Origin of the sequence: Ensifer adhaerens, assembly GCF_020035535.1 — a bacterium.
Taxonomy (GTDB): Bacteria; Pseudomonadota; Alphaproteobacteria; order Rhizobiales; family Rhizobiaceae; genus Ensifer.
Map to the genome: position 1 here is coordinate 1529571 of NZ_CP083349.1, position 26446 is coordinate 1556016.

42 protein-coding genes are annotated in these 26446 nt (G+C 62.2%); 27 read left to right on the forward strand and 15 right to left on the reverse strand.

The genetic code is table 11. The features are described from left to right. Nucleotides 1–8: 8 nt before the first annotated feature. The 14 genes from LAC81_RS07495 to LAC81_RS07560 all read right to left on the reverse strand — a co-directional run bounded on the left by LAC81_RS07495 (nt 9) and on the right by LAC81_RS07560 (nt 6699). Nucleotides 9–197 (reverse strand): hypothetical protein, encoded by a 189-nt coding sequence (locus LAC81_RS07495; RefSeq protein WP_223727300.1) that lies wholly within the window; start codon nt 195–197, stop codon nt 9–11. Beyond that, entirely contained in the window at nt 194–583 is a 390-nt protein-coding gene (locus tag LAC81_RS07500) for an HNH endonuclease signature motif containing protein (RefSeq protein ID WP_223727301.1), read from the reverse strand. Before LAC81_RS07500 ends, LAC81_RS07495 begins: the two co-directional genes overlap by 4 nt. Next, nucleotides 580–1107 carry a hypothetical protein gene (locus LAC81_RS07505; protein ID WP_223727302.1) on the reverse strand — a complete coding sequence of 176 codons (528 nt, stop codon included), beginning with the start codon at nt 1105–1107 and terminating at the stop codon, nt 580–582. The genes LAC81_RS07500 and LAC81_RS07505 overlap by 4 nt, the downstream gene beginning before the upstream one ends. Before the next feature lie 58 nt (nt 1108–1165). Continuing rightward, nucleotides 1166–2482, reverse strand: a complete 1317-nt coding sequence (locus tag LAC81_RS07510; protein ID WP_223727303.1) for a DUF5131 family protein — start codon at nt 2480–2482, stop codon at nt 1166–1168. Next, nucleotides 2475–2717, reverse strand: coding sequence for a hypothetical protein (locus LAC81_RS07515; RefSeq protein ID WP_223727304.1), 243 nt, complete (start codon nt 2715–2717; stop codon nt 2475–2477). The genes LAC81_RS07510 and LAC81_RS07515 overlap by 8 nt, the downstream gene beginning before the upstream one ends. Then, a complete protein-coding gene (locus tag LAC81_RS07520; protein WP_223727305.1) occupies nt 2710–3735 on the reverse strand; it encodes a DHHA1 domain-containing protein in 1026 nt (341 codons plus the stop codon). The genes LAC81_RS07515 and LAC81_RS07520 overlap by 8 nt, the downstream gene beginning before the upstream one ends. Then, nucleotides 3728–3931: a hypothetical protein gene (locus tag LAC81_RS07525; RefSeq protein ID WP_223727306.1), complete on the reverse strand. Its 204-nt coding sequence runs from the start codon at nt 3929–3931 to the stop codon at nt 3728–3730. The genes LAC81_RS07520 and LAC81_RS07525 overlap by 8 nt, the downstream gene beginning before the upstream one ends. Further along, nucleotides 3924–4181, reverse strand: coding sequence for a hypothetical protein (locus tag LAC81_RS07530; RefSeq protein WP_223727307.1), 258 nt, complete (start codon nt 4179–4181; stop codon nt 3924–3926). The genes LAC81_RS07525 and LAC81_RS07530 overlap by 8 nt, the downstream gene beginning before the upstream one ends. Beyond that, entirely contained in the window at nt 4178–4510 is a 333-nt protein-coding gene (locus tag LAC81_RS07535; protein WP_223727308.1) for a hypothetical protein, read from the reverse strand. Before LAC81_RS07535 ends, LAC81_RS07530 begins: the two co-directional genes overlap by 4 nt. Further along, complete coding sequence (locus LAC81_RS07540; protein ID WP_223727309.1) at nt 4507–5175, reverse strand: hypothetical protein; 669 nt, start codon at nt 5173–5175, stop codon at nt 4507–4509. The genes LAC81_RS07535 and LAC81_RS07540 overlap by 4 nt, the downstream gene beginning before the upstream one ends. Continuing rightward, nucleotides 5172–5381 (reverse strand): hypothetical protein, encoded by a 210-nt coding sequence (locus LAC81_RS07545; RefSeq protein ID WP_223727310.1) that lies wholly within the window; start codon nt 5379–5381, stop codon nt 5172–5174. The genes LAC81_RS07540 and LAC81_RS07545 overlap by 4 nt, the downstream gene beginning before the upstream one ends. 42 nt (nt 5382–5423) lie before the next feature. Then, nucleotides 5424–5618 carry a hypothetical protein gene (locus LAC81_RS07550; RefSeq protein WP_223727311.1) on the reverse strand — a complete coding sequence of 65 codons (195 nt, stop codon included), beginning with the start codon at nt 5616–5618 and terminating at the stop codon, nt 5424–5426. A 70-nt stretch (nt 5619–5688) separates the two neighbouring features. Continuing rightward, nucleotides 5689–6060 (reverse strand): helix-turn-helix domain-containing protein, encoded by a 372-nt coding sequence (locus LAC81_RS07555; protein WP_223727312.1) that lies wholly within the window; start codon nt 6058–6060, stop codon nt 5689–5691. A gap of 417 nt (nt 6061–6477) precedes the next feature. Beyond that, nucleotides 6478–6699, reverse strand: coding sequence for an Arc family DNA-binding protein (locus LAC81_RS07560; protein WP_223727313.1), 222 nt, complete (start codon nt 6697–6699; stop codon nt 6478–6480). Between the two features lie 92 nt (nt 6700–6791). On the opposite strand from LAC81_RS07560, the gene LAC81_RS07565 reads away from it, so the two are divergent. Both LAC81_RS07565 and LAC81_RS07570 read left to right on the forward strand, forming a co-directional pair. Further along, nucleotides 6792–6965 (forward strand): Arc family DNA-binding protein, encoded by a 174-nt coding sequence (locus tag LAC81_RS07565; protein WP_223727314.1) that lies wholly within the window; start codon nt 6792–6794, stop codon nt 6963–6965. After that, nucleotides 6958–7308, forward strand: coding sequence for a hypothetical protein (locus tag LAC81_RS07570; RefSeq protein ID WP_223727315.1), 351 nt, complete (start codon nt 6958–6960; stop codon nt 7306–7308). The genes LAC81_RS07565 and LAC81_RS07570 overlap by 8 nt, the downstream gene beginning before the upstream one ends. A gap of 101 nt (nt 7309–7409) precedes the next feature. Here LAC81_RS07570 and LAC81_RS07575 read toward each other — a convergent pair whose 3' ends face one another. Next, on the reverse strand, nt 7410–7754 hold the full coding sequence (locus LAC81_RS07575) for a helix-turn-helix domain-containing protein (protein WP_223727316.1): 345 nt from the start codon (nt 7752–7754) through the stop codon (nt 7410–7412). A gap of 95 nt (nt 7755–7849) precedes the next feature. Here LAC81_RS07575 and LAC81_RS07580 point away from each other — a divergent pair, with 95 nt between their 5' ends. The 25 genes from LAC81_RS07580 to LAC81_RS07700 all read left to right on the forward strand — a co-directional run bounded on the left by LAC81_RS07580 (nt 7850) and on the right by LAC81_RS07700 (nt 26444). Further along, nucleotides 7850–8083, forward strand: a complete 234-nt coding sequence (locus tag LAC81_RS07580; protein WP_223727317.1) for a helix-turn-helix domain-containing protein — start codon at nt 7850–7852, stop codon at nt 8081–8083. 224 nt (nt 8084–8307) lie between these two features. Beyond that, on the forward strand, nt 8308–8775 hold the full coding sequence (locus tag LAC81_RS07585) for a hypothetical protein (RefSeq protein ID WP_223727318.1): 468 nt from the start codon (nt 8308–8310) through the stop codon (nt 8773–8775). Further along, nucleotides 8772–9062, forward strand: coding sequence for a hypothetical protein (locus LAC81_RS07590; protein ID WP_223727319.1), 291 nt, complete (start codon nt 8772–8774; stop codon nt 9060–9062). Before LAC81_RS07585 ends, LAC81_RS07590 begins: the two co-directional genes overlap by 4 nt. Further along, on the forward strand, nt 9062–9937 hold the full coding sequence (locus LAC81_RS07595) for a ParB N-terminal domain-containing protein (protein WP_223727320.1): 876 nt from the start codon (nt 9062–9064) through the stop codon (nt 9935–9937). Before LAC81_RS07590 ends, LAC81_RS07595 begins: the two co-directional genes overlap by 1 nt. After that, the gene (locus LAC81_RS07600; RefSeq protein WP_223727321.1) at nt 9934–11295 is read left to right on the forward strand and encodes an SAM-dependent methyltransferase; all 1362 of its coding nucleotides are present in this window, start codon (nt 9934–9936) and stop codon (nt 11293–11295) included. Before LAC81_RS07595 ends, LAC81_RS07600 begins: the two co-directional genes overlap by 4 nt. After that, the gene (locus LAC81_RS07605) at nt 11292–11621 is read left to right on the forward strand and encodes a hypothetical protein (protein ID WP_223727322.1); all 330 of its coding nucleotides are present in this window, start codon (nt 11292–11294) and stop codon (nt 11619–11621) included. Before LAC81_RS07600 ends, LAC81_RS07605 begins: the two co-directional genes overlap by 4 nt. After that, on the forward strand, nt 11618–12340 hold the full coding sequence (locus LAC81_RS07610; RefSeq protein ID WP_223727323.1) for a DNA-methyltransferase: 723 nt from the start codon (nt 11618–11620) through the stop codon (nt 12338–12340). Before LAC81_RS07605 ends, LAC81_RS07610 begins: the two co-directional genes overlap by 4 nt. Continuing rightward, nucleotides 12333–13064 carry a hypothetical protein gene (locus LAC81_RS07615; RefSeq protein WP_223727324.1) on the forward strand — a complete coding sequence of 244 codons (732 nt, stop codon included), beginning with the start codon at nt 12333–12335 and terminating at the stop codon, nt 13062–13064. The genes LAC81_RS07610 and LAC81_RS07615 overlap by 8 nt, the downstream gene beginning before the upstream one ends. Next, nucleotides 13061–13960, forward strand: a complete 900-nt coding sequence (locus LAC81_RS07620) for a DNA adenine methylase (RefSeq protein ID WP_223727325.1) — start codon at nt 13061–13063, stop codon at nt 13958–13960. The genes LAC81_RS07615 and LAC81_RS07620 overlap by 4 nt, the downstream gene beginning before the upstream one ends. Next, nucleotides 13957–15258 (forward strand): helix-turn-helix domain-containing protein, encoded by a 1302-nt coding sequence (locus LAC81_RS07625; RefSeq protein ID WP_223727326.1) that lies wholly within the window; start codon nt 13957–13959, stop codon nt 15256–15258. The genes LAC81_RS07620 and LAC81_RS07625 overlap by 4 nt, the downstream gene beginning before the upstream one ends. Continuing rightward, nucleotides 15248–15880 carry a transcription termination/antitermination protein NusG gene (gene nusG, locus LAC81_RS07630; protein WP_223727327.1) on the forward strand — a complete coding sequence of 211 codons (633 nt, stop codon included), beginning with the start codon at nt 15248–15250 and terminating at the stop codon, nt 15878–15880. The genes LAC81_RS07625 and nusG overlap by 11 nt, the downstream gene beginning before the upstream one ends. A gap of 449 nt (nt 15881–16329) precedes the next feature. Then, nucleotides 16330–16860, forward strand: a complete 531-nt coding sequence (locus LAC81_RS07635; RefSeq protein WP_235693169.1) for a terminase small subunit — start codon at nt 16330–16332, stop codon at nt 16858–16860. After that, on the forward strand, nt 16857–19046 hold the full coding sequence (locus LAC81_RS07640; protein WP_223727328.1) for a terminase gpA endonuclease subunit: 2190 nt from the start codon (nt 16857–16859) through the stop codon (nt 19044–19046). Before LAC81_RS07635 ends, LAC81_RS07640 begins: the two co-directional genes overlap by 4 nt. 4 nt (nt 19047–19050) lie before the next feature. Beyond that, complete coding sequence (locus LAC81_RS07645) at nt 19051–19251, forward strand: phage head-tail joining protein (RefSeq protein ID WP_223727329.1); 201 nt, start codon at nt 19051–19053, stop codon at nt 19249–19251. A 3-nt stretch (nt 19252–19254) separates the two neighbouring features. After that, nucleotides 19255–20778 (forward strand): phage portal protein, encoded by a 1524-nt coding sequence (locus LAC81_RS07650; protein ID WP_223727330.1) that lies wholly within the window; start codon nt 19255–19257, stop codon nt 20776–20778. Further along, nucleotides 20771–22846: a ClpP-like prohead protease/major capsid protein fusion protein gene (locus tag LAC81_RS07655; RefSeq protein WP_223727331.1), complete on the forward strand. Its 2076-nt coding sequence runs from the start codon at nt 20771–20773 to the stop codon at nt 22844–22846. Before LAC81_RS07650 ends, LAC81_RS07655 begins: the two co-directional genes overlap by 8 nt. Nucleotides 22847–22922: 76 nt before the next feature. Further along, entirely contained in the window at nt 22923–23267 is a 345-nt protein-coding gene (locus LAC81_RS07660) for a DUF2190 family protein (protein WP_223727332.1), read from the forward strand. A gap of 7 nt (nt 23268–23274) precedes the next feature. After that, complete coding sequence (locus tag LAC81_RS07665) at nt 23275–23490, forward strand: hypothetical protein (protein WP_223727333.1); 216 nt, start codon at nt 23275–23277, stop codon at nt 23488–23490. A gap of 52 nt (nt 23491–23542) precedes the next feature. Then, a complete protein-coding gene (locus tag LAC81_RS07670) occupies nt 23543–23899 on the forward strand; it encodes a hypothetical protein (protein ID WP_223727334.1) in 357 nt (118 codons plus the stop codon). After that, nucleotides 23892–24080, forward strand: a complete 189-nt coding sequence (locus tag LAC81_RS07675) for a hypothetical protein (RefSeq protein ID WP_223727335.1) — start codon at nt 23892–23894, stop codon at nt 24078–24080. The genes LAC81_RS07670 and LAC81_RS07675 overlap by 8 nt, the downstream gene beginning before the upstream one ends. A 23-nt stretch (nt 24081–24103) precedes the next feature. Beyond that, nucleotides 24104–24370, forward strand: coding sequence for a hypothetical protein (locus LAC81_RS07680; RefSeq protein WP_223727336.1), 267 nt, complete (start codon nt 24104–24106; stop codon nt 24368–24370). A 2-nt stretch (nt 24371–24372) separates the two neighbouring features. Then, a complete protein-coding gene (locus tag LAC81_RS07685) occupies nt 24373–25041 on the forward strand; it encodes an FkbM family methyltransferase (protein WP_223727337.1) in 669 nt (222 codons plus the stop codon). Next, entirely contained in the window at nt 25038–25664 is a 627-nt protein-coding gene (locus LAC81_RS07690) for a hypothetical protein (protein WP_223727338.1), read from the forward strand. Before LAC81_RS07685 ends, LAC81_RS07690 begins: the two co-directional genes overlap by 4 nt. Continuing rightward, nucleotides 25661–26008, forward strand: a complete 348-nt coding sequence (locus tag LAC81_RS07695; protein ID WP_223727339.1) for a hypothetical protein — start codon at nt 25661–25663, stop codon at nt 26006–26008. Before LAC81_RS07690 ends, LAC81_RS07695 begins: the two co-directional genes overlap by 4 nt. Next, entirely contained in the window at nt 26001–26444 is a 444-nt protein-coding gene (locus LAC81_RS07700; RefSeq protein ID WP_223727340.1) for a hypothetical protein, read from the forward strand. Before LAC81_RS07695 ends, LAC81_RS07700 begins: the two co-directional genes overlap by 8 nt. Nucleotides 26445–26446: the final 2 nt, after the last annotated feature.

Genomic DNA, 26446 nt, shown 5'->3' on the forward strand with positions numbered 1-26446 from the left:
CGAATCAGCTAGCTGGCGCTGATCATCTTGCGGATGCGGTCAACGGCTGTACCGCGTGCCTTGGCGGCCAGGTACTCACGCTCGAGGCGATCGAGGATTGGCTGCGCGATCGGGCCGCGCCGATCGACGAGTTCGGCGGCAATCAGCAGCATCTTTTCGATGCGTTCCACGGAGATCTCTTCGACGCCGGCTCTCATTGATCCCTCCGGGCGTCGGCGGCGATTTCGTCGCATGTGAATGCGGGGCCGCCGTTGTGACCGAGCATGCCGCGCTTCGCCTTTTCGCGGCGCTTGGCATTTTCTTTTCGGGTGACCATCTCGACGTGACCCTTCTCCGGCCGCACACAGCGCCGGTTGCGGCAATAGTGGTCGAGTTCCTTTTTGCCGGGGATGTAGCCATGTTCGTTCGTCCACATGGCGATATGCACGGCAACGGTTTGACCATCGAGCGACATGCGGGGATAGCCGAAGCCGCGGCCGTTCTTGCCGGAATCCGGGCCGGTCCATTCATGGCAGCCGGTTACCGGGTTGATCTCGACGCGCGCCATGATCTTTGCGCGGATGCGGTCGCGACGGCTGCTCATCGTCTTCTCCATGCGTCGAAGTCGGCGCGCAGGTTCTGCCAGCGGGCAGCGGCGGCCGGGTCATTGTTCAGCTCGGCGCGCGAGCGAATGTTCAGGATTGATCGGAGCTTCGTCACGACGCGGTGGTCGGTGAGCGGCCGATCGAGGCCGTGGCGCTCTTGCATGTATTTCTTGAAAGCAGGCTCAGTGCACTTCATCGCGCACTCGGCGGCGTAGTCCTTCGGCTTCTCCTGGCCCGGCCGCAGGCGTTCGATCTCGTCGAGGGCCTTGCGATAGTTGGCGGCAACAACCTGGTAGAGGTCGAGCAACCAGATCAGATCCTGCGGGGCATTCAAGACGAGTTCGCGATCGATGAAGTTCGCTGCATTCGGCACGATCGCGATCAGTTCCTTGCCATCCTCGCCGGCCAAAAGCCGCATGCCGTCGGCCTCGCCGGCGAAACCCCAATTTTTCGAGGCTTCGGCGGCGCGGGTGCGGATGGCATTCAAGCGACGTTGGCGGGGCGAGGTGGCGGGCTGGTTCATTTGGCGGCCTCGCCGCTTTCGATGGCGCCGGTGACGGGTTTTGCGTTGGAGCGATCGGTCATTGGCGATCGTCTCCGAGGGCGCGGACCTTCGCCGTCACCGATGCCTTCATCTCATCTATGAGTTGAGGAAGAGGCAGGGGGCCGAACGAAGCCTCTCCGAACCCATGCTGCCATCCATCGTAATAGCCGTTGCTGCGGCTCGGGTCGGCTCCGAGGTCTTGGTAAATTTTCCAGTGCAACTTCGGCGCCGTCTCTGCCACGAACGCCTCGAAGTCCTTTACGTGAGCACTTCCGGAGCGGGGTGTCATCGGCGGATCTCCGGGAAAGCCGTTGTGCTCGATGCCGTCGAGAAGGCGGCCGGCGGCCTTCTTACCCACATGCTCTAAAACCGTGGCGCCGCCAAAGAGGTCTATTTGGCGCGGCCAATGCCCGATCTCGACGACGTGCGCCGGCCAGAACTCCGAAGCGCCTTCAGGCGATGCGGCGAGCGCAAACCTGCCGGGGGTGCCGCTCGGCCGGGGTTTCGTCGGTTTTCCCCACGCTCCCCATTGCTTGAAGTGGAACGGTACGCCGGCGTCGGCGCACTGGTCTCGCAACTGGCGCGGCCAGTACGGATGCATAGGTCGCGCGTTCGGGCCGCTTTCGCCGCCAGCGACGACCCACTGCGGCAGACTAGATTGATGCACTCGCGCGTCGGGGCCGACCTCTCTTAACCCAGTCACTCGCAAGAGGATGCGCCCTAGCAAAGGCTCGGCCGACAGCCATGTCAGCCACCCAAGTTCCTGAAGCTCCTCCATGTAGGGCCAGCGGCTGCTATAGCGGTCCTGATCTTCCGCTGATGTGCCAAGCCAGACGTTCGGCAGGGGCCAGGGGATATCTTCGATCGCGCCGGCGGCACATGGCGATCCGGTCACCTCGGCGGCGGCCGTGCCCCATCGGCGGGAAAACTCAGCACTGTCATGCTCGAAGCAGCGGGCCATTTCTTGAAGATAGTCCCGCATGCGTTCCGGCCGTTTCGTCAGCACCTGGAAAGTGTGCTGCGGCGCCAGCGCCATGACGGCAAAGATCTGGTCAATCCATTCGTCAGGCACGCCCTCGGCGAAGAGATCGCCATGGGCGCAGACGAAGATCATGCGTGGCTTTTTCCAGCGCAACGGCTCGTCGAGCCACTGCGGATTGAAGCGGACTTCGCCAGTCCAGACAGGGCCTGCCTTGCTATTGCGCGTGAGGCCTTCTCGGCTCGGGTGATGCTTCAGCCGCGTGCCGGCGAGCTTCATCGCGTAGCAGTTGGTGCAGCCGGGGGAGACGACCGAGCAGCCGGTGATCGGGTTCCAGGTCGCGTCGGTCCATTCGATCTTGGTGCCGTCAGCCATTGGGATCCTCCGGCATCGGCTCGTTGCCTCGAGCGACGATCAATTCAGCGAGGCCAGTCAGGAAATCTTTGCCGTAGGTGCCGCGACCATAATCTGCGGCGACCTGCACTAGGACCGAGAGGCACTCGTCCAGCTCCATGCCTCGCAGCTGCGCAGCGTAGATCGCATCGGAAACAGCGTTCGCGAGGACAGTGAAATTGGGGCCTTGGCCTGTAATCATAGCGGTTTTAGCCATTGGCGATTACCTCGCCAAGCACCGCGTCGGCGCGCTTGAGGAGCGGCCCGAGGATGTCGCATTCATCACATTCCGGCGACTGGTATGCCCGGATTTCGGTCACGAAATCGCGCAGCACAACTTCGGCGCATCCGGCTTCCTGCTGGAAGCCAGCCGCATTGCGGTGGCCGCCGCCGCCGAAGCGCTTGGCGACCTCTGAGACGTCGAGGCGGTTGTCTTCAGAGCGAAGCGACCACTGCACCATGCCATCGGCACGGCGGAACCAGGCCGCGGCAAAGGGTGCCTGCGGATGCTGCTCGAGCAGCTCGTGCGCCGCGTCGCTGGCGTAGTGGTAGGGGACGTTGACGACAGGGACCGAGTGCCCGGCGATCTCGACGAGGTAGACCTCGGATGTGAATTTCCGGAGGTTGCTGCGATGAGCGCGCAGGATCGCCTCGCCGTCGTCGATCAGGCTGTTCGGCTTCCTGGCGATCTCGTCCCACACCTCGAAGGTTTGCGGGAAGGTGCGTAGCGCAGCCGAAAACTTGCGGGTGTCCTCGCCGAGCGCAAAGCGCCACAGATCGCGGTCCTCGATATAGGCGATCATCGCCGGAACCGTGCCGTTTGCCTCGTCGAGGCCGTGCGCAAACTCCCAGGCCATGCGGGCGCCGGAGCGGTTCATATCGAAGCAGACCGCAATCTTCGGGATGTTCTGCGTCCAGTTGATCTGAAACGCCTTGTCGAGGCCGGTCAGAGTGCCATCAAAGGGCGGCAGGCGCTGCAGCCCCTCCTGCGCCGTCTTGTGGTGATCGAGCACGACCAGGCTGCGGGCGGTGAACGACAAATCGACGAGCACTTCATAGGGCGCCGAGAAGTCGACGAAGAGCACGTCTTTGTCGGTGACGTCCGGAAGCGGCTTGCCATAGTGGCCGGGAACGAAGGCGCAGAGCGGCCAGCGTTTCCGGATTGCCCAGGCGGCGCCGAAGCCGTCGTCGCAATGGCCGTGATAAATGCAGATAGTCGGCTGCCAGTCAGCCATAGGCTTTCTCCTGAAGTTCGGCGCGCCGGCGGCGCAGCCAGGTTTCGCAGTCGCTGCGGAATTGCTCGGCGGCGGCGGTGTGTGCGCTCCAGGCCGGTGCGCGGCGAATGTGGGCGTTCCACTGGCGCAGCTCTGCCTCGAGTTCCTCGATCGACATGTCGCAGTGAGGCTTCGTGGTGACGGGCGCTTCAGCCATTGGCCGTCTCCTCGTCGAAGCCGGCCTGGATGTTGATGAGCGATGCGATCGTGAAGGCGATCGCCGAGACGACTGCGTCGTCGCGCTGGCCGTTGCTGTCGACGGTGAAGACGTCGCAACCGTCATCGTCAAGGATGACGCCGACATCCTCGTCGCAGAGCCGGAGCGGCAGCTTGACCTTCATGTCGGCAAAGCAGGCGCGGATAACGGCCTCGGGATTGTCTATCTCTGCCGAGTGCTGCGTGCTCATACCTGCTGCTCCATCGCCCTGACGTGCATGGTGACGCGCGGCAGGGAGATTGGCCTGACGTTATAGTTGCCGGTGTCGCGAGCGATGCGGGCATAGACGACGGTGCGGCGCTCGTCCTCGCGCACGCCGCTGTTTTCGAGCGATTCCCAGTTACGACGATGCTGGGCGACATAGGCGCGCATCACGTCCTCGGTGACGGCGAAGGCGGCGGCGAGCCGGTAGACCGTCAGGCCGGCGAGATAGCCGGCGCGGACCGCCGGCTCTTTCAGGTTCGCGGCAGTGCGCGACAGGCCGGCCGGCGGGCGGTGATTGACGACGTGGATCTTCATAGCTGGAACCTCTTCCCGGCGCGACGCGCTCCCTTGCGAATGCTTGCCTCGACTGCGGCGACCTCCGCATCGATCGCCGCGGCGTCGCGCTCGACCTTCGTTGCGTCGCGTTCGATTTTGGCGGCGACCTCGTCGATTGCCGGCCCGCACGGCGCCAGGCCGCCGCCGTGGAAGACGTATTCCTTCCAGTGGATCCAGCACCAACGGCCGTCGCGATGTTTCAGAAAGCCCCAGCGGCGTTCGCCCTTGCCGCGCCAGACGATCGTCACGATGCGGGCGCCGTCGGTCTGTGGCTGGTCGTGCTCGCCGAGCTGTTCGCCGATGTAGAGGAATCCCTCGGGCGTCACCCACCAGCCATCAAAGGCGCCGATGATGCGATGCAGGTGCTCTGCCGGCCGATGGTGCCAGCGGAAGGCGTGCACGACCTGGCGGTGCTTGTAGAACATGTTGGGAAACAACAGGCTCGGCCGCGTCACTTCCTCGACATAGGCGGTGAGCGGGAAGGTCCAGAAATCCCAGGGGTGATCATGCGGATCCGGATCGGCATCGCCGCGATAGAAGATGTGCAGCCGGAGGCGCCAGAACCAGAAGCGGGTGAGGTATGGCGTCGGATGCTTGCCGTCGATCCCGTAGATCGTATCCCAGCCGAAAAGGCGCGTTCTCATTTGCGGTGCTCCCATGCGACCATGCGCTCGAAGCCGGCCGCCTGCTTGGCGGTGAGCGTTGCGGCGAGGATCAGCAACAATCCGCTGATGAGGATCGCGCCGCCGAGAAAGAGGAAGATCGGGTTACGGCTGAGGTTGAGCGGGGACTGGTCGTCGACAGGTTCGGCGATCGTCTTGACTGCGGATTTCTGCTTCCTGCCTGCCATGGAATGCTGCTCCTGTGTGTTGTCGCTGACCTCTGAATGAAATCAGGCGATGTCCGCGTCGGATGCCTCAAACATCGAGGCCTGCCAGCGAGTTTCTGCGCTGAGTTGTTGCGTGGTCATCCGCCAAGAGCGGCCGCATCTGAAGCAGCGGGCCCGGCCTTCGAGAATGTCCGCGTCATAGTCCTCGCAGTCGCAATCGTCGGGTTCGTCGAGGTAATCCGAGTTATCGTCGTCCATCGCTCTGCCCATAGTTTGAGGTCGCTTTTGAACTCGGCCGGGTTCGCCGGCCGACGTCGAAGGCGATCGATCAAGGGAGGCTGAGGACTGCGCCGTGGCACATCTGGCCGTGACCGGAGGCGGTGCGGCCGATCTCGGCGAGGCGCGCCTTCAGTTGTGTGTTTTCCTCGGCGAGCTTGACGCCGAGTGTGGCGTTGATGGTGTCGACGAAGGATCCGATCACGTCGTTCGGTGTGATCTGCAGCGCCTTGCAGATGAGGATCAGCGCCGAGGTGGAAACCCGGTTAACGCCCTTTTCGTACTTCTGCAGCTGCTGGAACGTGATGCCGAGCTTGGCGGCCAGCGCGCCTTGCGACATGTCGCGGGACTTGCGAAAGCGGCGAATGCGGGCGCCGATTTCCCGGTCGATTTCTGCGGTGGCTGCTTTGAGATGTTTCGTCATCGTTTCGTTTCCCTTGTTTTCTGATTTTTGGAGGGGATGAGGCGTTTCCGGCTCATCCCCTGGGGATGCGGACCTTTTGTATTGGGGAGCAGCTGGCTACATGGGCGACCTCCTGGGGAACCGGGTTCCTTTGTTGGGTACGCCTAAAAAATTGCAGATTGTGCAAGTTGCGTCAAGCGGCAATCTTGCACATAGTGCAAGTCAAATCTTGCACGCAAGCGAATCGATTTTGTGCTGGTTCGGAACGGGTGCGGGGAAAATTAAGGGCGGCCCGTCGCAGGATAGGCTTTGACAGGGCTGAAAATTTGAATTTGTTTAAGCTAAAGTGCTAATTGAAATGCGGAGTGTGGGCTGGTGCTAGGGGTTGCGGCGATGCGGCCGATGACGAAGGCCGAAGGGGTGCGCCGCAACAGCGGGTCAGCTGTCCGATTTCTTCTGCCGCTCCATCGCGGCGATCAGCTGCTGGGTAAACTCGGCGACAATCGCCTTCATCTCGGTGGGAATGGGCTGAAAGCTCGTTTCGAGGCGCTCGATAATCTCGGCGGTCATGGAGCGGTTGTTGTCGGCCGCAGCCTCCTCAATCCTGCTCTTCAGGCCTTCCGGTATGCGCAATCGAAAATGGAGGTCGTCTCTCGCCATGGATGCACACATGACATAGAACGTGATTAGCTGATATGCCACACTGATGCCACACGTATGGCTGGGGCATATCTTCGCGACTGGGGGCTGTCATGGATGAGACTGTGAGAATGCAGGTTCGGCTGCCGAAAGACCTGGCGGATTTTCTGGAAAAGGCAGCCAAGGAAAACCTTACCTCGCGCAACGCGGAAATTGTCCGCTCGGTGCGCGAGCGCATGCAGGCTGAAAAACTCAAGGGGCAGGTTTCGGGGGTGCTGAATGAATGAGGAATACGGCAGGCGGGTCGAGAATGACACCGAGGGAGGCCTGCATTTTCAACGACTTTCGCTGAACGACGATCCGTTGATCCGCGCGATCGCAAGTTACAAAAGGCAGATGGCGCTGTTCAACCGCATGGCAATGCTTGGGGGCGAGGACCTCGAGGTGTTGGCGGAAAAGACCTATCGGCCTCCGTTGGCGGTGATTGCCGCCTGGGAGAAGCCGGCACTGTCGAGGGAAGGCGCCATGGCGGCGTTGAAACTGGCGGACGAGGGGTGTCGTGACAATGATCTGGTGATCACCGGGCCGATGATACGGGCGGCCTTGGCCTATCTTCAGAAAGAAATCTGACGATCAAGGCGTGCACGCCGCTTCGAACAAAGCCTCTGGCGTGCTTTTCCCCAAATATTTTTAAGAGCTTTATTACAGTCCGCTAAACGGCAGGGTTGCGATCAACCTTCTGTGCCGGTGCGCTCGTCATCCTTGAACAGCAGAAGCAGCATTTCGATCGCCTTGTTGCGTTCGGCCGGCGTGCGTGTGCGCAGGAGTTGTGCGATCCACTCCTCGTCGGGATGACGAAAGAGACCGTGCACGTCTGTCCCGAACAGCTCGGCGAGCTTCGGCAGATACTCGCTCGATGGCACGTTGCCGGCATACCAGCGCGACACGACGCCTTGAGAGGCGCCGACGCGCAGTGCGACCTCAACTTGCTTCATGCCTTTTGATTTCGCCCATTCGGGGATGAAGTGCAGCCGCTCTGGCATGTCCACAACATGTAACGGTTTGATGTTGTTCATGGTGCAAGTTTATCCCAAGTGTGCGCTGCTGTCCTTGGCTTGATGTGTAAGTCACCGGCTTGCTAAAACTTGCAGATTGTGCAAGTCTGCCCGCCATGGAAAACAAATCGCCTATCGCTCGCTACCGTGAAGAACACGAACTGACGCTGAAGGAATTCGGCGCGCTGTTCGATGTCGACCAGTCGACGGCGCTGCGCTGGGAGCGCGGCCTGCATCTTTCCGCGAAGAAGGCGATCGAGATCGAGGCCAAGACCGGCATTTCTCGTCACGCGCTGTTGCCGGATATCTTCGGCCCGCCGCCTGCCGCCAAAGTCGAGGCGGCCGAATGAAGTTCCCCGTGCAAGGCTCGCCTCTCTCCTCATTCTCCCAGGGCGGCCTTGCCACCTGGCAGGGACGCGGCACCTCGTCTCGCCGCGTCCCTGCCTTTTCTGCTTTTCCATGCGGGCCTCCCTTCGTGGAATTTGATTTACGTTAGGTGAAGCGGTCCGCCGTTTCACTGAATCATTCCGACAAAATGTTTCCCTGAACCCTTTTGACTCCTGGGGGTGATTTCGTGCGCACCATTCTTGAACAAGACCTTTTCGCGCTGAAGGGCGCCACCGAGGCCAGCTTCGTCCTCGGCGGCGGGTTGACCTCTTTCCAGCATTTCACGCGCGTCGGCGTGGCGAACCTTTCGAAATACGCTTCGCGCAATGACGATCAGTTCATTCCGATCGACGTCGCCATCGAGGCCGACAAGCGTGCGGGCGCCCCGGTTATCCTTTGCGAGGCGGCCCGGCAGCTCGGCTTCAGGCTCGAGCCGATGATCGAGGCCGACCAGGTCGAGCCGCACGAGCTGACCGATGCCGACGGCGTGACGCTGTCGCTCGAGACGGCCGACGTGGTGCGCGCCATCCATGAATCGCACGGCAAGGTGAAGGGCAGGCTCGACGAGTTGTCCCGCAAACGCATCAGCCGCGAGCTGCACGAATTGAAGCGGGCGGTCGACAACGCGATCGCCGCAATGTCGAGGGTCGCATGATGACCTCGGCAAAGAGAAGGCTCCGGCCCTATGCCGGATCACCACAGTCCGCTCCGCGGGTCGCGCGTGTTGCCGATGGCGGCCCGATTGGTCCTCGCGGCGTCGCCTTCCTTCGGCGTGTCCGTGAGGCGCGCGGTGTCTATCGCATCACGCTCAACGCCGATCGTGAGGTGCTCGACCGGGCGATAGATGGCGGCTTTGTCAGTGTCGATGCTGGTGATCGCGACGCGGTGAATCTCACCGAGGTGGGTGTTGCCTACCTCGACCATCTCATGAGGGCGTTGTGATGCGGAAGATCGCCATATCCGAACGCGAGATGGTCGCTGACGTCGATGCGGGTTCCGCGCCGATGTTGCAATGGATCGATATCGACAGGCTTGTCGTCGACGACGATTACCAGCGCGAGCTTCGCGCGGACAACTGGAAAACGATCCGGCGGATCGCGCGGCATTTCCGGTGGTCGATGTTCTCGCCGGTGTTCGTCGCGCCAGTCGAGGGGGGCGCGTATGCCATTATCGACGGCCAGCACCGCACCCACGCGGCGGCAATGTGCGGATTTTCGCAGGTCCCGTGCCAGGTGGTGCAGATGTCGCGTGCCGAACAGGCTGCAGCATTCGCCGCCGTCAACGGCAGGGTGACGAAAGTCACCAGCTGGCAGATCCTGCGCGCGTCGATTGCCGCCGGCGAGGAGTGGGCGGTGACGGCCGACCGCATCGCCCTCGAGGGCGGCTGCCGGCTAATGACCCGCAATTCGACCGCATCGCACAAGAAGCCGTGCGAGATCTATGCCGTCCGAGGCTTCGTTTCACTTGTCGGGCAGAGACGGGCGGCTGCGCTTGTCTCGGCGTTGAAGGTGCTCGCCGGGGCGGAGGGCTATGGCGACGTTGCGGCGATCTGGGATGGAAAGCTGTTGATCCCACTGATTGCCGCGCTCTCTGAACGGCCGAAGGCTTTGGCACAGCCCGCCTTCCGCAAGTCTTTCGAGGAGTTCGACATTTGGGACCTCATTGATCGCGAACAAGAGGAGCGGCGCCGAAAGGCGCGGACAGGCGCACCCACGCCGCCGCTGTCGGATGTCTTGCGCGCCGGCATCCTCGAATGGATCGACAAGACATTTCCCGAGCGCGTCGCGCTCCCGGTACACGCCGGGGCAGTCGTATGAATGGTCTCGGCTCCCAGCAATCGCGCGTTCTCGCTCTTATCGAGAAGCATGGCAGCTATCGCTGCGAGACGGCGCCCGAGCAGAACGCGGCGCGCAAGCTGAACGGCAAGGGCATTATCCGTCGTGACATGAAAGACGGATTCCTTTGGTATGCGGCGGCCGATAGGGCGCCGAGCGAAGAGGGAGGCGAAGGCGGACCTGACGCGCCGGAAACGGGCGTCGATCGCCTCCCTCAAGTCGTCGAGGCGACAGAGATCGCCGTTCCACGCCATGACGCATCGGATCTGCTGGCGACCGTCGAGCGGGCGCGAAAGCTGCTCGACGACGGCGACGTGATCGCCGCGCGGATGCTTGCCTCGGTCGCCTATGATCAGGCGAAGCTGGTGGCGCAATATGGCGAGCGGTTCAAGGCGGCAGAAAAGCTCGTCAGCAAGGCGCGGCAAATGCAGGCCGACGCGCTGCTGATTGAGACGCGCGCAAAGATCGGCATCGCACGGCAATGGGACGCCGCGACGGAAGCGGGTCAGACGCTGAAGGGGCGCCCGAAAAGCGTTCCAAACGAGAACGCTTTCACCGCCGCCGAGGCTGGCCTTACTCGCAAGGAAATTCATGAGGCTCGCAAGCTGGCTGCTGCCGAGGAGAGGGCGCCTGGCATCGTCGAGCGCGCGATTCAAGCGCGAATCGAAGCGGGGCTAGAGCCGTCTCGCGCCAATCTGCGCGCCGCCGTCGGCACCTCCAGTGCACCGAAGGAAGATCGCGGGAACAATCTCTATGAGACGCCCATCGAGGCGATGCATACGCTGATCGCGCTCGAGCAGTTCGCCTCGGTCGTCCTTGACCCCTCCTGCGGCCGCGGCGCGAGCAGCCGACCGTTGGAGGATGTCGGCTATACGGTCAGCCTCGCCGATATCGAGGATTATGGCACTGCCGACCAGTTCGGTGAGGTGCAGCGGGTCGAGGATTTCCTGACATCGGTAGCGCTCGACGGCCATCCGGATATCGTCACCAATCCGCCCTATGGGGCGTTGCTGAACCGCTTTGTCGCGCACGCGCTGCGGGTCCACCGGCCGCGCAAGATGGCGTTGCTGCTCAATCTCAACTTCCTCTGTGGTTTTGACGATGACGATCGCAACTTCGCCATGGATGAAAATCCGCCGTCGCGTGTGCTCGTCTTCAAGCGCCGCCTGCCGATGATGCACCGCGACGGCTGGGACGGGCCGGAGGCGACAAGCCGGATGAATACGGCGTGGTTCATCTGGGAGATGAACGAGGCGGGCGAGTACGTCGGGCCGACCGAGATCCGCCGTGTCGACTGGATGGATTACATGCCCGCGGAACAGGCGGAGGCGGCGGAATGAGACTGGTTATCCTTGAAAGCCCTTATGCCGGCGACATCGAAGCGAACATCGCCTATGCGCGCGCCTGCGTCCGGGACAGCTTACAGCGCGGCGAGGCGCCGATCGCGTCGCATCTGCTCTACACGCAAGCTGGCATCCTCAATGATGACATTCCCGGCGAGCGATTTCTTGGCATTGCCGCCGGACTGTCTTGGGGTCCGATGGCGGAGGCGACGGTCGTCTATCACGATCGTGGCATCTCGCGCGGCATGGAACATGGCATTGCCCGCGCGATCGCCGACGGCCGACCGGTTGAGTATCGCTCGATCGAAGGGGGGAAGGCGTGACCGATCCCTATCGACGCAAAGAAATGATCGGTAGCTCCGAGCTCTATCTGGGCGATTGCATGGGCGTAATGCCACTTCTTGGCCGCGTCGACGCGGTGGTTACTGACCCTCCATATGGGATCAATGAGAATTCCAAGAAGGTTGCCTCGCGGGGCAAAATCGCGGCGCCGAAAGATTACGGAGACTTTGATTGGGACAAGTCTCCTCCTCCTCCCGAATGCATCGAACTGATGCGGCGGATTAGCAAGCACCAGATCATTTTTGGCGGCAATTATTTCGACCTCGGGCCGACTTCGTGCTGGTTGGTTTGGGATAAGGAGAACGGCGCCAACGATTTTGCCGACTGTGAGCTTGCCTGGACGAACCTTCCGAAAGCGGTTCGCCGTATAAATTGGCGCTGGAATGGCATGATCCGGAAGGGGCAAGAAGAGCGGTTCCATCCGACGCAAAAGCCGCTTGGCGTTATGAAGTGGTGCCTCGGTCACATTCCTGAAGCGTCCACAATCCTCGATCCTTTCATGGGGTCCGGCACGACCGGCGTCGCGTGTGTTGGGGGGGGGCGTCGGTTTATCGGAATAGAGCGAGACGAGCGCTATTTCGAGGTGGCGTGCGAACGCATCCGCAAGGCCTATCACCAGGCGGATCTGTTCGTCGAGCAGCCAGCGGCTCCGGTGCCTTTCGACGAGCAGGTGAGCTTGTTCGGAGGCGCCGATGATTAGCCCTCTGGCGCGCCCTCTTCGTGTACTGGTCGGCTGTGAGACATCCGGCCGTGTGCGCCGTGCCTTTCTCGATCGCGGTCACGACGCATGGTCCTGCGATCTCTTGCGGGCTGATGATGGCAGCAACCGTCATATCGTTGGCGACGTCCGCGATTTGCTAGGCGACGGCTGGGATCTGCTCGCCGTCATGCATCCGCCATGCACGCGGCTCTGCAATTCCGGTGTTCGATGGCTCGACGATCCAGTGCAGAAGAACCCGCCGGATGAAGCCACTCCCGCAGAGAAGCTGGCATGGGCAGGCCTGTCACTTGATGAGCGCCGCATCATCATGCACCGGCTCCTCGACGAGGGCGCCGCGCTCTTCTCGGCCTGCTGGAACGCACCGATCCAGCGAGTGGCCGTCGAAAACCCGATCATGCACAAGCATGCGAAGGCGCGGATCGTAAACTACGAGCAGCCGGCTCAGACCGTCCAGCCATGGTGGTTCGGCGAAGCTGCCTTCAAGGGCACCTCATTCTACCTCCGCGGCCTGCCGCCGCTCACCGCCACCAATCGCCTTATTCCACCGAAATCCGGGACCGAGGAACACAAGGCGTGGTCTGCAATCCATCGGGCGTCGCCGGGGCCGGATCGCTGGAAGATCCGCTCCGCGACCTTTCAAGGCATCGCAGAGGCAATGGCGGAGCAGTGGGGCGGTCATGCAATGCGGGAGGTGGCAGCGTGACGCCGGCCCGTCCTGCACTTCGCTGGCACGGCGGCAAATGGAGGATGGCGCCATGGGTGATCAGCCACTTCCCTTCGCACCGGGTCTATGTGGAGCCGTTCGGGGGCGCCGCGAGCGTTATGCTTCGCAAGCCTGCTATCCCTGCCGAGGTCTACAATGATCTCGACATGACCGTCGTCACGCTATTTCGTGTGCTTCGGGATCCGGTTAAGGCGCTCGAGTTGCAGCGTCGATTGCGCCTGACGCCTTTTGCCAGAGCCGAATTCGATTGGTCTTACGAGGCGGCTGTCGACGACATCGACCGCGCGCACAAAACCATCATCCGCAGCTTCATGGGGTTCGGATCAGATAGTGTCACGCGCTCGTGCAGAACCGGTTTCCGCACGAAATTGAGTGACGAGAGGGCGCTGCCGTCGCAATCCTGGTCATCGTTCTGGGAGGCTGTTCCGAGTTTTACCGATCGCTTTTCAGGCGTGACCATCGAGAACAAGCCGGCGCTCGAAATCATCGATCGCTATGACATGCCGCAGACGCTGTTCTATCTCGACCCGCCTTACCTTCATGGCACCAGATCCTCGCTCGTCGGTCGCTCAAAGAGAACTCACGGCTACACCCACGAGATGAGTGACGACGATCACGAGCAATTGCTGGATCGGATCAATGCAATGTCTGGGATGTGCATCATCTCCGGCTATCCGTCCCCGGTTTATGACGCGGCTCTATCGGAGTGGCGAAGGGTCGAGCGCAAGGCGATGGCCGACGGCGCGAGGGCACGAACAGAGGTGCTCTGGCTGAACCCGGCTGCGACCGAGCAACTCGCCTCAGAACAACGTGCCGCCGAACGGCGGTCCCGCACCTATCGACAGCAATCTCTCTTTCAGGAGGCCGCGAATTGAGCATCGCGATTATGTCCGTACTCTTCAAGGCGCATCTCGGCTCGACGAGCCGCAAGATGCTGGCGGTGCGCCTTGCTGATTTTGCCGACGACGACGGAAAAGGCATTTGGCCGACAGTGGCCCGTCTTTCCCGCGAGACTGAGCTTTCGGAGCGCCAGGTGCAGCGTATTCTCGCCGAATTCGTCGACGAGGGGTTGTTGGTCGTCAAGTCGAGGGGCGGTAGCAAGCCTGGTGAGGCGACGCGCTACGATTTCAGCATGTCGGCGATTGCTCGCCTGAAGGACCCAAAAGCGAAAAGCGAAGGGTGTCATGGTGTCACCCATGACACGGAGTCACCCACGACACCGGCGGCGGCTATGGGTGACACTGACGACGCCGACGGGTGTCACCATGTCACCCAAACCGTAATAGAACCACCAGTAGAACCATCAGATCTGAGAGAGGGTGCGCGCGAAGGTTTTTCGGAAGAATGCCAAACCGAGACGTCGGGCTCTATCGAGCGGTCTTTCCGTCGGTGGATGCCAAGCTGGCCGACGTATGTCGGCGACAGTGTCGATGCGGCGAGGTCTGCGTGGGTTGCTCTTTCGCCCGAAGAGCGAGTAGCAGCCGAGGCGCGCACGGCTGACTACCTCGATGCGGCGAAGGTTGGTGGGCGCAAGACGATCTGCTCGATGGCGGTCTATTTGCGGGAAAAGCGCTGGGAGAAGCTACCAGCAAAGCCGGCCGCCGCTCAAGGTCCGAAACTTGCCGGGCCTTTCGGCAAGCTCTGGATGGCGACGCGCTTGGCTGATCTCTTCCGCAAGCCCTACGGCACGGGGATCGAACTAAACCAGTTTGAGCGGCGGCTTGCTGACAAGATACAGCAGCTTATCACCAGTGGCGCAGAGGTGCCGGCGGACCTGACGAAAATGGAGCTATCTATGCTCGCTGACGGTAATCCTGTCGGTTATCTGATGCGCGACAAGGTGCTTCGCCACGGCTGGCCGCTAGTCAACGAGATGCAGGCGAGGGCTAGCGAGGCGAAGGGATATCCTTGTCCGCAGGACCTGATGCCCTATGCGGAAGCCTTTCAGCAGGTCCCTCGTGAAGGCGAGCTGTTCTCCGCATGGAAGGCCGAGCACAGCCGGCGTGGATGGCCGTTCTTCTCCGAAGGGCGGTTGCCAGAGTGGATCTGGTTCCCACCGCTGATCACCATGGACGGCGGTGGCCTAGATGTGAGCGCAGCGCTCGATCACTTCCACCATCAGATTTCCGACTATCTCGCAGCGAGAGGCAGGGGCCATGACAATGCAGCGTAACGACTTCACCGGAACGCCGATCGCTGCCGAAACGGGCGACAGATACGCGGATCGCATGCGCATACTGACCGAGGAAATGCTGCATGAGGCGAGCCTGAAGGCTGCGGGTGATTCGCCCTGGTATGTGCTTCAAGTGATGACGGGCCGAGAGAACGCTGTGGAAAAGCTGCTCGGAGAAGCCGAAATTGAAGTTTGTGTGCCGATGCGGAAGGGGCGTAAAAGACGGGTCAGGCACCGGATTATCGATGGCGCTAGCACGCCAGTGATCATCGGATATGTGTTCGTTCGCTGCCGTTATTCATTGGCAGCGATGGCGGGCCTACTGGCTGCCGAGCACGTGGTGGGCATCCTCGGCGGCAGCGACAAGCCGCATGTTGTCTCTGCCGAGGAAGTGAATCAGTTCAATGAGAAGGCTAACACTGGTCTCTTTGATTGGGATGTTCAATCGGACGTCTTCAGGTCAGGTCAGAAGGTGCGTCTGAACGGCGGAATGTTCACCGGTTTCATCGGCACGATCGTCTCCTGTAGGGCGGACGGGATGGGCGACGCGGTGGTCGCGCTTGATGCTTTCGGCCGGATGAAGCCGGTCCTCGTGCCTCTTGCAATCCTCGAAAGAATATGAGTCTCTCTGCCTCGGAAGATCCGATGATCCAGAGTGAGCCCTTGAGCCGATGGCACTGACCGGAGGCGAGCGAAGCCCAAAGCTTCCGGGTCGGTACGCCGGTCGGACCCAGCCCTGACCGCCTCGACGAGGCACCGCTTCAGGGCAAGTGCGAAAGCATTGCCAGTCACCTCCGCATTCAGGCGGGCCTCAGACCGAGCGCCCGCCGACCCCGCCCTTCGGGTCCTTCCCGCCCAAAAACTGTAAGCGGGTGAGGCGGCAGCGCGGGCCTTTTGGCTGTGAGTGCGCCCGGCGCACTTTGTTTTGGACTTGTTGTTGTTTAGCTCCACATGACCGATCAACTCACCGAGACCGACATTGTCGACCTCGTGCAGCGCTATCCGCTGCCCGAGGTGGTGGAAGATTGCGTCATGACGCAGCAGGAACTCGCCGACGCAATGGATGTGTCGTTGCCGACGATCGCCGCCTGGATCTCGAAGGGTATGCCGGTCAAGCAAAAGGGCGGCGCCGGCAGCGCTTACGAGCTGCAGCTCTCGCATTGCTTCGCCTGGCGGCAGGCGCAGAAGGCAAACGAGGATCTGCGGTCGGAAAAAGTGCGCCAGGCGACGCAGGCGCTGCGGCTCGCCCTCGTCGGCGGATCCTCTGGCGACACGATGGCCGCGCTCGATCCAAAAACCCGCCGCGAGATCATGGCTGCACAGCGCGAACACGAGATGTTCGAGCGCGATCGAAACCAGCTGATGCGCCGCGATGATGTACGCGAGACCTTCGACGTGGTTTTCAGTCTGATCCGCGATCAGTTGAATGCAGCGCCTGACGTGATTGAGCGCAAGCATGCGCTCGAGCCGAAGCTAGTGCACGCGCTCATCGATATTTGCGACGACCTTGTCTCCGGTGTGAAAGAGGCGATCGACGCATTCTGGCGCGACCGGCCGGTGCGCGAAGCGACCGCGCAGAAGCGGGATCTCTTTGATTCATGAAAGAGGCTCGGGTCTGGGAGAAGTTCCTTCCTCCGGTTCCGCCGCCAGCCTTCGCCGATCCCTGGGACGTGGTCGGCGAGGCTTTGCCGGTACTGGCGCCGGCGCGGCGTATCGACGTACCGACCTGGGCAGAGAAGGGGGCTGACGGCAAGCAGGGTCGGAAGATCTCGTCGCCTGGCTTTTCCGGAGGCTGGCGAAACGACTTCGCGGCTTACATGGTCGAGCCGTCGCGCATGACGACTTCACGCCGCTTCGGTGCGGTAGTCTTTGCAGGGCCGGCGCGTACTTCGAAAACCGAGCCGCTGATCTTGAACACGATCGGCCATCGCATCGTTTGCAATCCGCGCGACATGCTGGTCGTCTGCTCGACGCAGGACGTGGCGAAGCAGTTTTCCGAGCGAAAGCTCGCCCCGATGATCCGTGCAAATAGCTCGATCGCCGAGCGGCAGATGACCGGCCGCGGCTCGGATAACATTCACGAGAAGCGGTTCGCGGGGAACATGAACCTGCAGATCCGCTGGCCGGTCATCGGCTATTTTTCGCAGAACGAATATTTCGACGTTCTGCTGACCGATTACGACCGCATGCCCGAGGATGTCGACGGCGAAGGGGCGCCGTTCATGCTGGCGCGCAAACGCACGCAACATGCTGGCTCGCAAGGCATGGTGATCTGTGAATCCTCTCCGGGTCGGTTGATCGAGCGCGACGACTGGCAGCCATCGACGTTGCACGAAGCGCCGCCCTGTTCGGGGATCCTCGCCGAGTACAATCTCGGCACGCGGGGCGGGTTCTACTGGACTTGCCCTTCTTGCGGTGACCCGTTCCGGCCGCTGTTTGAACGGCTGCACTATGAGCGCAAGGCGACGCCCGGCGAGTCAGCGCGCACCGTCGAAATGGTTTGCCCGAACGGCTGCTGCATCGGCGCCGATCGCAAGCACGAGCTGAATTGCTCTGGCATCTGGTTGCACGAGACGAATAACGGTCAGAACCTGGTCGAGATCGACGATCCGGCCGTGCGCGACACTGATGTCGTTTCCTACTGGCTCGAGGGGCCGGTCGCCGCGATGCAAAGCTGGGAACAGCTCGTGATGCGCGCCGAGCAGGGGCGGATCCAATTTGAGGAAACTGGCGACGAAGGCGCGCTGAAGGCGACGATCAACCTTGACCAGGGGCGGCCGCATCTGCCGCAGATCCGCACGGTCGGCGACACGCTCGCGCCGGAGACGCTGAAGGCGCTTTCCGAGGCCTTTCCGATGCGGGTTGCGCCGGCCGAGACGCGGTTCATCACCGTGCAGGCCGACGTGCAGCCGAACCGCTTCGTTGTCCAGGTCGACGCCTGGGGGCCGGGGCTCGAGCGTTGGTTGATCGATCGCTTCGACATTCACGAGCCGCCGGCCGATGCGCCGAACGCCGCGAACCGCTCGATCGACCCGCCGCGCTATTACGAGGACTGGTCAGCGCTCTCGGCGCTGCTCGAGCAGCGTTATCCGGTCGCCGGATCCGGCTTCGCGCTGGCGCCGCGGGCCATCGTCGTCGACTTGCACGGCGCCAAGGGCACGACGGATCACGCCTATCACTGGTGGCGGCATCATCGCCTGGCCGGAAACTCCGGTCGCTGCTTCATCCTGCGTGGTCGCGGCGGCGTCACTCGCGAGCGTGCGACGCTGAAAGTGCCTGAGAAGGTGCAAGGCACGAAGCGGCGTCGGAAGTCGGATCTTCTCTACATCGAGGCGGGCACCGATCCGCTGAAGGATGAGGTGATCATGTCACTCACCCGCAAGGATGCGGGGCCTGGCAAGTATCACCTGCCGGAGACGTTGGCTGAAAACGTCTTCGCCGAATTCTGTGCCGAGGTGCGCACCGATCAAGGCTGGCGCGAACGCAAAAGCGGGCTGCGAAACGAGGCGCTCGACCTTGCGGTGTACGGCAAGGCGATCGCCATCGTGCTCAAGGCCGAAAAAATCAACTGGACGCGGCCGCCGGCATGGGCGGCCGAGATGCCGGAGAATTCTTCCGCTCTTCCGGTCGAGACAGGCACCGCGCCGCCGAAGCGGGGCAGGGCGCCGAAGCCGTCGGAAAAGCCGACAGAGGCGGCGCCGGCAGCAGCAGCAACCCGGCCGGCGGCCTCGCCGGCCAACCAGTCATCATCCTGGATCCGCCCTCGCGGCAGCTGGTTCTCAAGGTAGGAACATGGCCTATACGCAAACGCAGATCGACGCCCTGAAAAAGGCAATCGCCTCCGGCGTCCTGACCGTTCGCCACGGCGACGAGCAGGTCACCTATCGCTCGTTTTCCGAGATGCGGCAGCTGCTGAAGGATATGGAGGCGGAGGTCAATCCGTCATCCCAGCCTTCGCGCCGCACTGTTGCCGGTTTCACGCGGGGGCTTTGATCCATGAACCTGATCGACCGGATCATTGCCGCGGTCTCGCCGTCGGTAGCGCTGAAGCGTGAGATGATGCGCGGCAAGGCCGCAGCCCTTTCCGACGCCCGTATGGCCTATGACGGCGCAACGCGCGGTCGCCGGGCTCAGGGCTGGCGGGTTGTGTCGACCGATGCCAATGCCGAGAACCTGCCGGCGCTGGGGCGGTTGCGGGATGTAGCGCGCGACATGGTGCGCAACAACCCTTATGCGGCGCGGGCAAAGTCGGCCCTGAAAAACAACATCGTCGGGCCTGGCATCTTTCCGTCGGTGGAAGCGAAGAACCGCAAGATCCGGACGCTGCTCGAGGATCTCATCAAGCGGCATTTCGACACGAGTGCCTGCGACGCGCATGGACAGAGCGACCTTTACGGCCTCGAAGCCCTGGTTATGGGAACGGTCGCCGAGGCCGGCGAGGCGCTGGTGCGCCGGCGGTGGCGCCGTGCCGAGGATGGACTGGCGCTGCCATTCCAGATCGAAGTGCTCGAGCCTGATTTCCTCGACACGTCGAGGGATGGGCCGCTTCCGAATGGCGGATTCATCATCCAGGGGATTCAGTTCACCCCTTTCGGTCGTCGTGAGGGCTACTGGATTTTTTCCGAGCATCCCGGCGCCGCATCGATGCGCGCGACTAACTTCGAAAGCAAGTTGGTGCCGGCGGCCGACATCGCGCATATCTATCGCGTAGATCGGCCGGGGCAGGTTCGCGGCGTCACCTGGTTTGCGCCGGTCATCCTGAAAATGCGGGATCTCGCGGACTATGCCGATGCGCAGCTCGTGCGGCAGAAGGTGGCGGCGTGCTTCGCTGCCTTCGTCACCTCCGAAGATGACGTGACCGGCGGCGGCGATGCGGTCAAGGATGCTGATACCGGCAGCCCTTACCTGGTCGAAGAACTGCAGCCGGGCATCATCCAGCGCCTGAAGCAAGGCGAGGACGTGACCTTCGGCACGCCGCCCTCGGTCGGGGAGTATGGGGCCTACAAGCGGGCCGAGCTGCAGGAAGTCGCCGTCGGCATGGGAATGTCGTACGAGGCGCTTTCCGGCGACCTTAATGGCGTCAACTTCTCGTCGGGCCGGATGGGCTGGCTTGAATTCCAGCGGACCATCGCTGCCGCGCAGTATCACATGCTGCTGCCGCAGCTCTGCGATCCGCTCGGCCGCTGGTTCCTCGAGGCAGCTGCGCTGATGCTTGGCGCGGGCGTCATGGACGCAAAGGTGCGTTGGACGCCGTCGCCGCGCGAGATGATCAATCCGGCCGAGGAGATTAAGGCTGCGGTCAGCGCGATGCGCTCCGGCCTTTCCTCGCGACCCAGCGAGCAGCGCAAGCTCGGTCATCATCCAGAGGATCTCGATCAGGAGATCGCCGACGCAAACAAGCGAGCCGACAAGCTCGGTCTCGTCTTTGACAGTGATCCGCGCCGCGTGACCAGCACCGGCAATGCCGTCGCCCTTGGCGGTGAAACTTCCAAACCGACAGGAGAAGAAGGCGATGTCTAGTCTGATCGTCAATGGTGAACTCGTTCTGTATGGCCCTGTCGGTTATTGGGACTGGTGGGAAGATACCGGCTTCAACTCGGCAAGGGTGATCGAGGCGCTGGCCGAGCTCTCCGGAGATATCGTCGTGCGGCTGAATTCCGGCGGCGGCATCGCTATGGAAGGCTCGGCGATCTACAACGCGCTGAAGCGCCACGACGGCAAGGTAACGATCAAGATCGACGCGATCGCCGCTTCGGCTGCTTCGGTCATCGCTATGGCCGGCGACGTGATCGAGATGCCGCACGGCACGCTGATGATGATTCACGAGCCGGCGGGTATCACCGCAGGGCCTGCCGATGAACATCGCCGCACGGCTGCCGTTCTCGATACGATGACCGGCGTCTTCGCGCAGCTTTATGCCGAGCGCACCGGCCTTTCCGAGGCCGAGATCCGCAAGATGATGAAGGATGAGACCTGGCTTTCGCCGACCGAGGCGGTCGCCAAGGGATTCGCCACGGCGGCGACTGAAGCGGAAGCTGCGGCGACCGCCGACAGCACCTTCGACTACCGGACTTACATGCATGCTCCTGCGGGCCTCGGCACGCAGGCTCGAGATCGCCAGGCACAAGGCCTGCCGATGGTCGCGGTGGCGTCCGCCCCGCTCTCTACAAAGGAGACGCATATGTCTAAACCCCTGATCCCGACGGCGGACAATCCTGCTCCCGCCCCGACTGCATCCATTACTCCGGCGCCGGCTCCGGCACCTGCCGCCGACCCGGCTGTCGTGGTGGCAACCGGCGACGTCGTCATGCGCATTCTGGAACTCTGCACGACTGCGAAGATGACGCTTGCCGATGCAAACAAGATCGTCGCGGATGCTGGTGGCGACTTCGGCAAGGCGCAGACGCTTGTGATCAATCACCTCGCCGGCCAGGATCCGACCGGCGGCCGCGTCAGCCCTGGCGCGACGACTGTCACCGCCGACGGCCGCGATCGCTTCAAGCAGGGTGCCGAAAAGGCGCTGCTGTTCAAGGCCGGCATGCAGGGAGGTGAGGTCAACGAATTCACCTCGATGTCGCTGCGCGAGCTCGCTCGCGAGCACCTGCTGATGTCCGGCGTCTCGAAGCTTACCATGGGTGATTCCATGGCGATGATCGGCATGGCGCTCGGCATGCGCCAGTTCTCGATGTCTGGCGCGGCTCATTCGAGCTCGGACTTCGTCGAGATCCTCGCCAACATCGCCAACAAGTCGATGCTGAAGGGCTATCTTGAAGCCGGTGAAACCTTCCCGATTTGGACCGGTCGCGGCGTTCTCACCGACTTCAAGCCCACGAAGCGCGTCGACCTGAACCTCTTTCCGGCTCTGTCCGCTGTGCCGGAAGGTGGCGAGTATTCGTTCGCGACGATTGGTGACCGTGGTGAACAGATCCAGCTTGCCACCTATGGCAAGATGTTCTCGATCACCCGCCAGGCGATCATCAACGACGACATGTCCTTCTTCACGAAGGTGCCGTCGCGCATGGGGCGTGCGGCAATCCGCACTGTCGGCAATCTGGTCTATGCCGTGCTGACCGCGAACGCAGCCATGGGCGACGGCATCACGTTGTTCCATGCTGACCACGACAACGTCGGCACTGGCGCCCTGACGACTGCCAGCCTCGACGCTGGCCGCGCCGCGATGGCGAAGCAGAAGGATCCGGACGAGCATGCAGCCGGCGGCCTCAACATCCGTCCGGCGCATCTGATCGTGCCGACCGAGCTGGAAGGCAAGGCTTCACAGGTCATCAATTCGGAATACGAGGTGACTGCCTCCGGCACGAATAATACGCGCGCCCCGAACTATGCCCGCTCGATGGCGCAGGTGGTTTCCGAGGCGCGCCTTTCCGCCGACTCCGCGCTGAAGTGGTATCTCGCCGCAAGTGCCGCGCAGCACGACACGATCGAGGTTGCTTATCTCGACGGTCGCGATCAGCCGGTGCTCGAGCAGCGAGACGGCTGGAACGTCGATGGCGTCGAGTTCAAGGTTCGCATCGACGCGGCCGTCAAGGCGCTCGACTTCCGCGGCCTCTACCGCTCGACCGGCGCCTGATAACGCGGCGCCCGGCTCTATCTCGGGCGCCACGTAACCCCCTCCGTTTTTTAGTTCAGCGAAAAGGAATCTGGCTATGAAGAATTACATCGGGCCGGGCACCCGGCTTGCCCTCACCGTCGCGGATACATCCGCCGCGGTCGATATCGCCTCGGGCGACGGCTATGTCGTCGGCTCCATCTTCGGTGTCGCCGTCAGCGATGTGGCGGTCGGCGAGGAAGGGATCTTCGAGACCGAGGGCGTTTTCGAACTGGCAAAGGTCTCGGCACAGGCCTGGACGGTCGGTCAGAAAATCTACTGGTCTGCATCCCTCGGGCAGGCGACGACAAGCTCGAGCGGCAACACGCTGATCGGTGTTGCTGTTGCTGTTGCGGCTAACCCGTCCGCGAAGGGCCGCGTTCGCCTGAACGGCTCGTTCTGATCGGGACATGAGCCATCCGGCGGCGTGGTCTGTTCCTCGAGAATGGGCCGGGGAACCGGCTTTCATTCTCGGCGGCGGCGCGTCGCTGGAGGGCTTCGATGCTTCCCGGCTGATTGGCCGGGGGCGCATTATTGCGGTGAACGATGCGGGGCTTGATCTCGCGCCCTTTGCCGATGTGCTTTACTTCGCCGACGGCATGTCGCGCTGGTTTCGGCTGGAATAGGGATCGGCTGCAGCTTTTCCGCGGCCGTTACGTACTCACCCGAGCCGTTGATGTGACGACCGTCGAAGGCGTTTGGATTCGAAGGCTCTGGCGCGACAAGACGTCCTCGCTGTCACGGGATCCGACGAAACTTGCCGGATTTTGCAGTGGTGCCAACGCGCTGAACCTCGCTTTCCACTTCGGCGCCAATCCGATCTATCTGCTCGGGTTCGACATGGGCGGCGGCCATTGGCACGGCAATCACCAGGCGCCGGCGCGGGATCTCTATCAAGCGGAGTTCATCCCCTCGCTCGAGCGCATGAGCCGTGAACTGGCAATCGAGGGCGTACGCGTCTTCAACTGCAATCCGGCCTCGGCGCTCAAGTGCTTCCCTTTTGCGGACGTCTCCACGGTGATCGGTCATGAATGAAGATATCGAAGAGGCGCTCGAATTGGCAGCCGGATTGCGAATTCCGTGCGGCCTCGACGATGGGCGCCGTACCGCGAGCCGCCGCGATGTGACGGTCACTCGCAAAACCATCCTCCTCTTCCTGGAGAGCCTCGACGCGGAACTGACGGTCGCCGAGTTGAGGGAACGTCTCGATCAATGACCGCTTGCCGAAAAGGAAAGATCATGAACACGAAGATGCGTGCGAAGGTGCGTGTCGGCTCAAGTGTGCCGTACCGCAATCCGGAAACCGGAGAAACCATCAACGAAACCTTGAGGTTTCACGGGGTGTCGAAGAGCGATGGCTATTCGGCTGATGGAAGCGACGAGAACAACACGTTCTCGAAGTTCTCTCCCGCCGTGGACTTCTGCATCGTTGTCGCCAATCCTGAGCTTTTCGGAAAATTCCAGGCTGGCGACACGTTCTATGTTGATTTCACGCCGGCTGAATGAACGTGGCTCGAAGTCAAACAGCCGAAGCGCTGACCATGCCGGAAGGCTATCGGCTCGAGCGCGGCCTTATGTGGCCGATCGAAGATCGTGCCTGCGCTGCGGTCGTGTTCGATACGGTGCCTGACATGGATCATGCGCTCGAGCATTGCCGGAAGTTTGATCTGGCTGTGCAGGCCGGCGGCAATATGGGCGTGTGGGCGCTGGCGCTTGCGCCGAAGTTCGGCCGCGTCGTCACCTTCGAGCCGGATCCTCGGAATTTTCGCGCGCTCGTGCACAACACTGCGTCGGCTGAGAACATCCTGGCGCTGCCCTGCGCGCTCGGCGCTGACGGCGGCGAGTGGTGCGGCCTCGAATTGTCGGCGCGTGAAGCGAACAATGTCGGCGCCTACCAGGTGACGAAGGGTGCCACCGCACCGATCGTCGCGCTCGATAGTTTCAACCTGCCGGCGCTCGATCTTCTCTATCTCGATATCGAAGGCTTCGAGATGCCGGCAATCCTCGGAGCGATGGAGACGATCCAGAAGTTTCGGCCGGTCATTGCGATCGAGGACAAGGGGCTCTCGGAGCGCTACGGCTATCTCAAGGGCTCCGCTGAACAAGCGCTTGCGCCGCTTGGATACGAGGTTGTCGCGCGACCGCATCGTGATGTCGTCATGGTGGCGCAGCGATGACCGAGCCGGTTCCTGTCTTTCTCCTCAAGTGGGGCACGAAATACTGCGCCGCCGATGTCAACCGGCTGACCCGATCGATCCGCCGGCATGCCGATCGGTCCGTCAATATCCTGCTCTTCACCGATGATCCGGCCGGCGTCGACGGGGTGAATGTCTTCAGGTTGCCCGCCGACGAGAACCTTATTGGCTGGTGGTGGAAGGTCTGGCTGTTCTCGGCGGGGATCCCGTTCCTCTATCTCGACCTAGACTGCGTCGTCGTCGGCGATATTACGTCGCTTCATCGTCCCGATCGGTCGCTGACCATCCTCAAGGATCCCTGGCAGGCGGGCTTCAATTCCTCGGTCATGTCGACCGATGGCAGCCTCACGCGGATCTGGCAGAGCTTCAAGGTTTCGAACGCGATGAAGGAAATGCACGGCGACCAGGACTGGATCACCGAGCAGGTGCCGGATGCGGCGCTTTACCAGGATGGGCTCTGCCGTTCGTTCAAGGCGGAAATGCAGGAGTTCGACCGGCCGCCGGCAGATTGCCGGCTGGTCTATTTCCACGGCAAGCCGAAGCCGCTCGATGCGCTGATGCGCGGTGCGAGCTGGATCCGCGACGAATGGGGGGTGCCGGCATGATCGACTATGGCTCGCTTCTCTTCGGTCCGATCTACGGCACGCTAGGGGTCGAGGCGGTGCTGACGCTCGCGGATACCGCCGAAACGCAAGTTACCGTCACGTTGATCGACAAGACGGGCGGTCTGCCGGTCGGCCCAAACGTCGAGATCGGCACGGTCGTGCCAGGCGCGACCGTGCAGGTCGCCGACCTCGCTGCGGTCGGTGTGACGGTCGAGCAGCTCGACGATGCGCACGTCTCGTTCTCTGGCAGGACCTGGAGGATCGCCAGCCATCATCCGAAACCGGTTCCATCAGGTGAGGCCGATGGCGAGCAGGTACTGATCCTGGAGGCGGACAATGGCTGATCACAGGGAACTGATTCTCGCACGGTTGCTGGAAATCGGCCGTTCGATCGAAGGCATCAAGACGGCTAAGCGCAATGAACTCGGTCTCCCTGAAACCGCGCTGCCGGCTTTCGTGGTGCTCGACGGCGACGAGACCGGTGACGATCGCGATCCAATCTCGCGGAAGCCGACCGCGCCACGCGTCGTGACGATGACGCCTGAAATCTATGTGGTGCTCCCGGAAAAGGCATCGGCGGTCGGGACGCAGCTGAACCTGCTGCGTGGTCGGGTGGTCAACGCGATCGCCACTGATGAGACGCTCGTGAACCTGACAAAGGATCGTGAGGGCGGTCGATACGAAGGCGGTGCCTCGGGCCTTTCTCGCGGCCGCTCGATGATCGGGGAGGTGGGGCTTTCCTTCTCGTTCCGCTACGTGCTTCGCCCCGGATCTGTCTGACG